12 protein-coding genes are annotated in these 8612 nt (G+C 70.0%); 1 reads left to right on the top strand and 11 read right to left on the bottom strand.

The genetic code is table 11. The features are described 5' to 3' along the window. Positions 1 to 80: 80 nt before the first annotated feature. From FDO69_RS36815 to FDO69_RS36765, 11 genes are all read right to left on the bottom strand, one after another. The gene (locus FDO69_RS36815) at positions 81 to 311 is read right to left on the bottom strand and encodes a hypothetical protein (protein WP_104787426.1); all 231 of its coding nucleotides are present in this window, start codon (positions 309 to 311) and stop codon (positions 81 to 83) included. 305 nt (positions 312 to 616) lie between these two features. Continuing rightward, positions 617 to 1087: a pilus assembly protein TadG-related protein gene (locus FDO69_RS36810; protein WP_170320994.1), complete on the bottom strand. Its 471-nt coding sequence runs from the start codon at positions 1085 to 1087 to the stop codon at positions 617 to 619. Then, complete coding sequence (locus FDO69_RS36805; protein WP_104787423.1) at positions 1084 to 1512, bottom strand: TadE/TadG family type IV pilus assembly protein; 429 nt, start codon at positions 1510 to 1512, stop codon at positions 1084 to 1086. Before FDO69_RS36805 ends, FDO69_RS36810 begins: the two co-directional genes overlap by 4 nt. Next, the gene (locus FDO69_RS36800; RefSeq protein WP_104787420.1) at positions 1513 to 1974 is read right to left on the bottom strand and encodes a TadE family protein; all 462 of its coding nucleotides are present in this window, start codon (positions 1972 to 1974) and stop codon (positions 1513 to 1515) included. It abuts the gene before it with no gap. Positions 1975 to 2017: 43 nt separating this feature from the next. Further along, complete coding sequence (locus tag FDO69_RS36795) at positions 2018 to 2269, bottom strand: hypothetical protein (RefSeq protein WP_010041603.1); 252 nt, start codon at positions 2267 to 2269, stop codon at positions 2018 to 2020. A 78-nt stretch (positions 2270 to 2347) separates the two neighbouring features. After that, positions 2348 to 3271 (bottom strand): type II secretion system F family protein, encoded by a 924-nt coding sequence (locus tag FDO69_RS36790; protein WP_167526755.1) that lies wholly within the window; start codon positions 3269 to 3271, stop codon positions 2348 to 2350. Next, positions 3271 to 4221, bottom strand: coding sequence for a type II secretion system F family protein (locus FDO69_RS36785; RefSeq protein ID WP_167526759.1), 951 nt, complete (start codon positions 4219 to 4221; stop codon positions 3271 to 3273). Before FDO69_RS36785 ends, FDO69_RS36790 begins: the two co-directional genes overlap by 1 nt. 46 nt (positions 4222 to 4267) lie before the next feature. Then, positions 4268 to 5575: a TadA family conjugal transfer-associated ATPase gene (locus FDO69_RS36780; protein WP_104787415.1), complete on the bottom strand. Its 1308-nt coding sequence runs from the start codon at positions 5573 to 5575 to the stop codon at positions 4268 to 4270. Further along, positions 5572 to 6453 carry a hypothetical protein gene (locus FDO69_RS36775; RefSeq protein WP_104787412.1) on the bottom strand — a complete coding sequence of 294 codons (882 nt, stop codon included), beginning with the start codon at positions 6451 to 6453 and terminating at the stop codon, positions 5572 to 5574. Before FDO69_RS36775 ends, FDO69_RS36780 begins: the two co-directional genes overlap by 4 nt. A 17-nt stretch (positions 6454 to 6470) precedes the next feature. Beyond that, positions 6471 to 7205 (bottom strand): hypothetical protein, encoded by a 735-nt coding sequence (locus FDO69_RS36770; RefSeq protein WP_104787409.1) that lies wholly within the window; start codon positions 7203 to 7205, stop codon positions 6471 to 6473. Between the two features lie 469 nt (positions 7206 to 7674). Beyond that, positions 7675 to 8112, bottom strand: a complete 438-nt coding sequence (locus FDO69_RS36765; RefSeq protein WP_104787407.1) for an SMI1/KNR4 family protein — start codon at positions 8110 to 8112, stop codon at positions 7675 to 7677. A 170-nt stretch (positions 8113 to 8282) separates the two neighbouring features. On the opposite strand from FDO69_RS36765, the gene FDO69_RS36760 reads away from it, so the two are divergent. Next, positions 8283 to 8609 (top strand): hypothetical protein, encoded by a 327-nt coding sequence (locus tag FDO69_RS36760; RefSeq protein WP_104787404.1) that lies wholly within the window; start codon positions 8283 to 8285, stop codon positions 8607 to 8609. Positions 8610 to 8612 lie beyond the last annotated feature (3 nt).

Below are 8612 nucleotides of genomic sequence, written 5' to 3'. Positions count from 1 at the left end.
ATCTCGAACATCGCACCCCTTGAGCTGGGGTGTTGCGACGATCGCTAGAACTCAAGGCCGGGGCCTTTTCCCTGCGTGCGTCAGTGCGAGACGGCCGCGTTGAGGTGCAGGTCCGCCGCGATGCCCTGGGGCGAGACGGAGAGGCCCACGCCGCCGCCGACGCCGGTGGTGAGGCCCGCGGCCGTGGTCTCGACGTAGAGACCGGCAGCGGCGCCGGCACCCGCGGAGGCACCGCCCGCCTGGCCGCCGGCGATGGTGTCCAGCTCGGCGTCGGACATCTGGGCGGTCTCGATCTGCGGGGTGAAGGCCATGGGGGGCGGTTCCCTTCGTTTCATTCATTTCACTTGCTCGAGCGTGAATGATCCAAGCACGCCGGAGTAGGGGCGGCCAGTCAGTGCCCAGTCCGTGGATGGGAAAGCGGACGGAAAGCAACGGGCGAATTCATGGGTGTGACCATTCGGTCACCGGCAGCCTCGCGGCCTTCACACCTTCTGCCGTTTCGCGATACAGGAATGCAGTCCGCGGGGCGGGAAACGGTCCGGGCCGGGCTGCTTCCCCACCCCGTCCCGACCTCACGGTGAACGCTGTGCAGATTCGCGGGATGTTCCGGACCGGCTCAGCCGACCTCGTTCTCCGCCACCGCCTGCCCGTGGACCACCACGTCACCGCCGTAGAACATCCCCGTGAAGACGGGTGAGTACGTGAGCTGCACCTCGACCTCGACCTGCTGGGCGTTCGCCGCCACGCAGTGGGTCGCGCCGATGTCCGCGCCCGTCATGTCCATCTCGCGGGCGAACGCCTTCACGCGGGCGTTGCAGTTCTCGAAGTTGATGGGGGCGGGGCCGCCCTCGTTCTCGTAGAGGGCGTCGCGGTCGATGTCCTGGGCGGCGTAGCGCGCGGCCTGTTCGGCGATGTCGGCGGCGCGTTCACGCTTGGAGATGGACAGCCCGCCGTCGATGACGAACGCGGAGAGGGAGAGGAAGACGAGCGTGAAGATGATGACCGCGCCGGCACCGGAGCCGCGGTCGTCCAGACGCGCGCCACGGGCCGCCCACCACGACCGCCAGGAGGACCGCAGGTGCCTCACACCGACCTCCGGAACGGGTCGAGCGGGGAGCTGAAGCTCGCCGACAGCGTCGTCGGGACGTCGAGGCCGAGCATGGCAAGACCCCGCACCTGGCAGCTCACCTCGACCGTGAAGATGGTGTCCGGTTCGAAACCCTGGCTGGTCTGCTTGACGTTCACCGGGCCCGAGCAGACGTCCGCCAGGTTGGCCTCGGCGGCCTTCTTGGCCTCGGCCATCGCCGTCGCGTGGTCCTTCTGGATCGAACCCGCGCGGGCCGCGTCCCTGGCCGCGCCGTCAAGCGCTCCGCGGCCGTCCACGAGCTGGCCGAAGGCCACCAGGACCAGGATGAACAGGATCATCACCGGTGCGAGGATGACGACTTCGACGGTGGACAGACCGCTGTCGTCCGCAGCCCGGCCGCGCTTCAGGAGAGGAGGGACGGACATTCAGTTGCCCTCTTCCTGGACGAACCGCTCCACCGGCCCCGCCGACTGGGCGTGCACCGTCAGATCCAGCCCGGGAAACACCGTCGGGACCCGGGCCGCGATCTCCACGCCCACCGTGTTCTGCTCGGGCTGCAGCATCGTCACGTCCGGGGACAGCACCAACTGCGGGCCCAGCTGCTGGATGTAGCTGTCCACCACGTCCCGTGCCTCGCCCCGCCACGCGCCCGGCTGTTCGTCGGCCGTGGCCCGGGCCTTGCGGGCTCCGGCCTGGGCCGCCGCCTGGGCTACGTGGTCCGCGAAGAAGTACAGGGCGAACTGCACGGTCGCGAAGATCATGAAGAACAGGACCGGGGTGAGCAGCACGAACTCGATCGCGGTCATGCCTGAATCGCCGCGGGTGGCCGCCCGTTTCCGTGCGGCCCGCGCCCAGCGGCGTACCCGTCTGCTGACGTCTGCCGGCATCCCGTGAACCCCGTTGCCCCTGCTCCCGATGCTCGTGAGGCGATCAGCAGGTCTTGCCCGCGTCGGCGCCCTTGATGCAGTCGCCGACCTTGTTGGCGCCCTCGCTGAGCGCGGCGTTGATGATGGCGGCCACGACACCCACGATCGCCACGACGACCGCGGAGATGATGACCCACTCGACCGCGGAGGCACCACGGTCCAGCTCGCCGGAGCGGGCCCGCTCGGTGCGGGCCTGGAGGAAGGTGACGAGGAAGTCCACGGCGGGGATGCCGGTGTGGAAGTTACGTCCGTTCATGACGTCTTGTCCTTTCGAAATCAGGTCACGGAGGTTCTGGAGTTGTGAAGGTCGCTCACTGCGAGCTCACTGCGAGGCTCACTGCACCTGGAACACCCGCATCGCCGCCGGAAAGATCAGGAACACCAGGAACCCGGCGCACAGCAGCAGCTGTGCCACGAGCATCGACTGGGACTTCTCGCCCGCGCTGCCCTCGATCTCGGCGAGTTCGCGGTGCCGCATGGTCTCGGCGCGGGAGGCGAGGGACTCGCGGACCTTCGCACCGTCGTCCGCGACCAGGGCCAGGGAGGCGGAGAGGTCCTTCAGCTCCTCCACGCCGATCTCCTCGCCCAGCGCGCCGAGGGCCTGCCACTGGCTGACGCCGGTGATGCGGGCGTCGGACAGGGCGTTGCGGATGCGCTGGTTGGCCCAGCCGTCGGAGATCTCGGCCGCCGCCATGAGCGCCTCGGGCAGACCGCGTCCGCCGGCGAGGCTCATCGACACCAGGTCGAGATAGGCGCCGATCACCCGCCGCAGGTCGCGCCTCTTGTCGGCGGCGTCCCGCCGCACCTCCAGGTCGGGCAGGAAGAAGAAGATCACAGCGAAGAGCAGCGCCAGCCAGACGGGGATGATCGGGCTCCTGCCGAAGCCCAGCGTGTAGACGATGGCGAACAGGAACGGACCGAAGAACAGACCGGCCACGCCCAGCAGCACCTTCGTCGCCAGGAACTTCTCCCAGCTGCGGTCCAGCACCGCCAGGTCCGCGCGCAGCGAGCGCTGCTCCCATCCCTGCTGGAGGTAGAACTCCGAGACGCGCAGGCCGACTTCGGCGCGCAGCGCGCCCAGGCGGCCCTTCTCCCGCTCCACGCGGGCCGACTCGTAGGCCGAGCCGCGGGCTCGCATCGCGTCGATCCGCGCGACCTGTGAGATCGCGCTGCGCTTGCTGGGCATGAGGGCGCGGACGAGGGCGTAGATGCCCAGGCCGATGACGGCGCCGACGACGAGCGGCATCGTGAGGTCCATCAGCGCGCCCCCTCTTCCTGCGGCAGTCGCTGCTGGGACTGCGCCGCTGACGGCGTCCTGGGACGGACGAACTGGACGGAGGCCTCGTCGCGGACGAGGAAGCGCTCGGGCGTCTCGATGGTGGACAGCTTGCGCAGCCACCAGAAGCCGAGCGCGAACAGGCCGCAGACGCAGGCCAGGACGAGCTGGCCGACGGCCGTTCCGTACGGCGCGACGAAGTCGCGGTTGAAGATCGACAGGCCGAGGACGAAGGCGATCGAGACCGCGACGACGATCTGCACGGACCTGCGGGTCGATGCGCGCTGGGCCATGACCCGCTGGCGCATGTCGACCTCCTCGCGGGCCGACTTGGCCAGGGCGCCCAGCACTTGGCGCAGACCCGGGCCGCGCAGGCGGGCGTTGAGGATGAGGGCCGCGACGATGATGTCGGCGGAGGCGTCGTCGATCTCGTCAGCGAGGTGCTGGAGCGCCTCGGGCAGCGGGGTGCGGGCGCGCAGCCGGTCGACGAGGGCGTCGAGGTGGGGCCGCAGGACGGGGGCCGCGGCGCGGGCGGAGGCCGGGATGGCCTGCTCCAGGCCGACGGCGCCGGCGATGGTGTCGCGCAGCGACTCCGTCCAGGAGGCCAGGGCCTCCACGCGGCGCATGGCGGCCCGTTCCTCACCGGCGCCGCCGAACAGGCGGTCCCAGAAGAAGACGAGGACACCGGCCGCGATGCCCGCGACGGCCCAGCGGGTGAGGACGAGGACGACCAGGCCGACGATGGCGGCGAGCGAGCCGCGCTGGCCGGCGAAGCGGATCAGTTCGCTCGCCCGCTCGGCGGCCTTCTGCTTCTCGTGGTCGGGCTTGGCGGGCAGCCCGCGTACGGCGATGAGGAGGAGGGCGAGTCCGCCGCCGACGGCGACGCCGCTGCCTATCGAGTACAGGACGGTGGTGGAGAACAGGCCGCCCATGGAGCCGAGCGAGCCGAGTGCCGCGAGGTTCGTGGTCATTCCCGGCTCACCCCCAGGTCCCGGTCGGCCGGTAGCCGTGTGCCATCAGTTCCTCCAGGCAGGCTATGGGGGCGTGCGGCACGATCCGGCCGTCGGGGGCCTCCGCGAACACCTCGCTGGACAGCACGCGTCCGTCGACGCCGTTGACCTCACGGACCGAGGTGACCATGCGCTGGAGGCGTCCGCCGCTGCCGTAGTTGTTGCGTCGCTGGATGAAGACGACGAAGTTGACCGCGCCCGCGATCAGCATCTGGCTGGCCTCGATGGGCAGCCGTTCCGTCGCCTGCAGCGCGTAGGTGGAAATACGGTTGAAGACCTCGTGCGAGCTGTTGGCGTGGATCGTGGACAGGGAGCCGTCGTTGCCCTGCGACATGGCGTTGAGCATGGTGACGATCTCGTCGCCGAGGACCTCACCCACGATGACGCGGGAGGGGTTCATACGCAGCGAGCGCCGCACCAGTTCCGCCATCGAAATGGTGCCCTGACCCTCGGAGTTGGGCAGGCGCTCCTCGAAGGCGACGACGTTGGGGTGCAGGTCGGGGAAGGTGTCGAGGCCGAGCTCCAGGGCTCGTTCGACGGTGATGAGGCGCTCGTGCGGCGGGATCTCGTTGGCGAGGGCGCGCAGGAGCGTGGTCTTGCCGGCGTTGGTGGCCCCGGCGATCATGATGTTCTTGCGGGCGCGGACCGCGCAGGCCATGAAGTGGGCGACCTCGGGCGACAGGGTGCCGTTGCCGACGAGGTCGGAGATGAACACCTTGCCCATGCGCGCGCGGCGGATGGACAGGGCGGGGCGCCGGGTGACGTCCATGACGGCCGACAGACGCGAACCGTCGGGCAGACGCAGGTCGAGCTGCGGGTTGGCGGAGTCGAAGGGCCGGGAGGAGAGACCGGAGTACGCGCCGAGGACCTGGATGAGCTCGATGAGCTCCTCGTCGGTCTCGGCGACGGGGTCGCCCTGCACCTCGCGGCCGTCGGCGTAGCCGATGAACACCTGGTCGCAGCCGTTGATGTCGATGTTCTCGACCTCGGGGTTGTCCAGCAGCGGCTGGAGCCGGCCGACACCGAACAGCGCGGCGTGCACGGCGGCCGCGTACTGCTCCTCGGTCTCGGCGTCCAGCGGCGTACGGCCCGCGTTGATCTCGGCGCGGGCGTACTCCTCCAGGATCTGGGCTATGACGGCGCGGGCGTACTGCCGTTCGTCCTCCGTGGACATCGGGGTGACGCCCGCGACCTGGTCCTGCCGGCGCTGTTCGGCGATGCGGTCGCCGGCGTCCTGGCGGAACCGCTTGACCAACTGGTGGTCGACAGCGGTCATGCGCCGGCCCCCGCGTGGCCCTGCATCTGGCCCGGGGCGTGCGGGGCGTGGTGGGCCTGGTTGGCCTGGGCGGAGGCGGCCCAGGCGGCGCCGTACTGCTGGTAGAGGTCGGCGGCGACCTTGCGGGCCGAGCGGATCAGCAGTGACTTGTCGAGACGTCCGCGCTTACGACCGGCCAGCTGGTCGGCGCCGGCCGGGTCGTCGGCGAGGGTGCCGACCACGCGGGCGCCGGTCTGGGCGTGCACCAGCATATCGTTGACCTGCGAGGCGAGCTTGCCGGCCGTGCCGGTGTCGGCGATCAGGACGACGCCGATCATCGGGGTGCCGAGGCTCGCGGCGCCGCGCGATCCGCCGTGCAGCTTGCCCGCGAGGGCGGCGGCGCGGTCGCGGACACGGGCGATGGCCTCGGGCTCGGTGCGCGAGACGAGCAGGACGAGCGCGGCGTGCGGGAACAGTTCGACGGCCGGGGTGTCGCCGCTGATGCGTCCGCAGTCGGCGATGACGTCGGCGGCGGAGTGCGGGGAGTCGGCGAGGGAGTTGAAGGCGTGCCCGAGGGTCGGCCACAACCCCGCCAGTCCGGCGGCCTGTTCGGCGATCCCGAGCCCGACGAGGACCTCGAGCCCGCCGCTCAGCGGCTGTACGTGGTCCCAGAGCTGGTCGGGCACGAGGCCGCGGCGCGCGGTGGCGGCGATGGACAGCATGCCGGTGTTGGGGTTGAGCGGGCCGCCGTGCGCGGCGGCACTGCGGTAGACGAGGTCACCGCCCGCCGGGTCCGCCTCGGCGAGCAGGACACGCCGCGGCCAGACCGCCGAGAGTGCGACGGCCGCGGTGGTGACGCCGGGGGAACCCTTGTCGGCGGCGAGAGCGATGAGCGCCATGGGTCGAGTGCCGCCTTCTAGTTGCCGGAGTTACCGGGGACCTTGACGAGAGCGACCTCGCCGTTGGAGGCGGCCTGGGCCAGGTCGGCGGCCTTGTCGCTGTCGACGGTCAGGGTGACCGCCAGGTTGGTGCTGCCGACGATTTCGTCGCCGCTGTCCTTCGGGCCCGGGACGTAGCTGACGCGGGCACTGTCGGCGATGACGGAGTTGCTGGACGCCGACGACGAGGAGTTGCTGTTGCTGTTGGACGAGCCGGAGGCGGAGCTGACGCGGTAGGCCGCGACGGTGTCGCCCTGCTTGATGCCGGTCGGGTACTGGCCGGCCTTGAGGGACAGGCCCACGGTGGCCTTGCCGGCGGCGACACCCGCTTCACTGCCGAACATCTCGCCGACCGCCACGACTCCGGCGGGGATGGGGTTGACGGCCTTCAGCTTCTCCAGCTGCTTCAGCTGGCTGTACTCGACGTAGTGGATGCTGTCGTCCTTGGCGACCATGACGGAGGTCGTGTTCGACGAGTTCACCGACCCGCCCGCGGGGATGGCCTGCGTGACCTTGACGACCTCGATGCGGTCACCGGCCTGGAGCACGAGCATGGTCGCACCCAGCGCACCCACCAGGATCAGCAGCACCGCGAGCGCGGCCAGTGCCGGTTTGCGCTCGCGAGGCGGGGTGGGAAGCCGGTCGCCGACCGACGGCTGAGCCGGAACTGCGGAACGACCTGCGCCCGCCCCCGTACGCTCTTGGATCTTCACGCAACCGCTCCCCGTACACCCAAGAAGATGTCTGTCATGTGCCTTCAAATTCGGACACTTCACCCGCGTCGGCCCGCACGGAAAGGTACGGGACGGGCCGGACGTACTCGCCCGACCTGGGCGAATAGCCAGCACTGGGGGTGAGTGTCAAGCCATCGCACCGTATCAGCCGCACATAAGCCCCTCAAGACACGTCCGGCCCCACGGGCCGCAGGGCGCGGCCTGTTATCCATCTGCAACGTCGACCCCGCTCAATCCGGCCAGGACCAGCCCCGGATGCCGGCACCCCCTGTGCGCCAGCGAATCGCCACCGACCCCAACGGCCCTTGCCGAGCGGGCGGTTCGTCACTTGTCGGCCATCATGCCTGCACGATTCACTCACGAAGCCGGGCGGGCCTCATGTGCTCATGCCCTCGTGAGGGTGACGTCCGCGGGCGTCGGCCTCAGTCCCGGAGGGCATCGCTCCGGGCTAGGGCTGTCGGTACCAGTCCTCTCCCCCGCTCTCCAGCGCCCTGCGCACATAGCCGGCCAGGTCCGGGGCCACGGGGCTGCGTTCGTCCGTCTCGTGGTCCCAGACGTGGACGTCGGCCCGTTCGCAGGCCCGTAGGAGCGCGAACTGGTCTCCCCCGCCGTTGTCACCGATGAACAGCAGTGAGACGAACGGTCGGTAGAGCGAGCGGGTCTGGGGGTCGGTGCGGAAGGTTTCGTTGTTCTTGAGGATCTGTTCAGCGGGCCAGACGAGGCCCTCGCCGTACGGGCCCTCGATGCCGTCCGTCTGCAGGAGCAGGGCGCTCAGCTCGGGAGGCAGGGGGTGGCCGAGGGACTGCTCGACGCGCTGGAGGACGGCGGGATCCGCCGGAGGGCACGACCGTCCTGCTCCGGATGCCTCGATCAGGCCACGCCACATGTCGCCCCCGCTCCCTTCGCCTCGCAGCCGCGGCCCCACCCCAAGCCCCGGCAAACCCTCCCCCATCTCCCCCTCAAGCAACGCCCATCCTTCCACCAGCAGCGGTCACACGCGGTGAACCGCTGCCTAAGATCGCGAACGCCCCACCACCGGACCGCCGGGAACGCGACGTGAGTGATCTGCGGCTCGAGGACACCGTCTTCGAGGACCTGAAGCGAACCTTCTCGACGATTTCCGACCGTATGGACGGCGCCCGGCGGACGTTGCGAGGTACCGACGGCTCGGTCGTCGGAGCGCCCCGGCTCGTCGACGACGTGCACGACTTCGCCGACGACTGGGCCTACGGCATCAAACAGCTCGGCAAACACACCCAGAACGCCGTCAAGATGATCAACAAGATCGGCGAGACCTTCGACAAGCTCGACCTGGAGCTCGCCGAGTCGATGAAGGCCGCCAAGACCCCCAAGGCTTCCAAGGCCGCCGAGAAGGGGCGCTGAAAC

It is taken from the genome of Streptomyces tibetensis (assembly GCF_007655005.1).
Taxonomy (GTDB): domain Bacteria; phylum Actinomycetota; class Actinomycetes; order Streptomycetales; family Streptomycetaceae; genus Streptomyces; species Streptomyces tibetensis.
The sequence above is the reverse complement of the archived record's forward strand: the minus strand, read 5'-3'. Positions and strand labels throughout refer to the sequence as shown.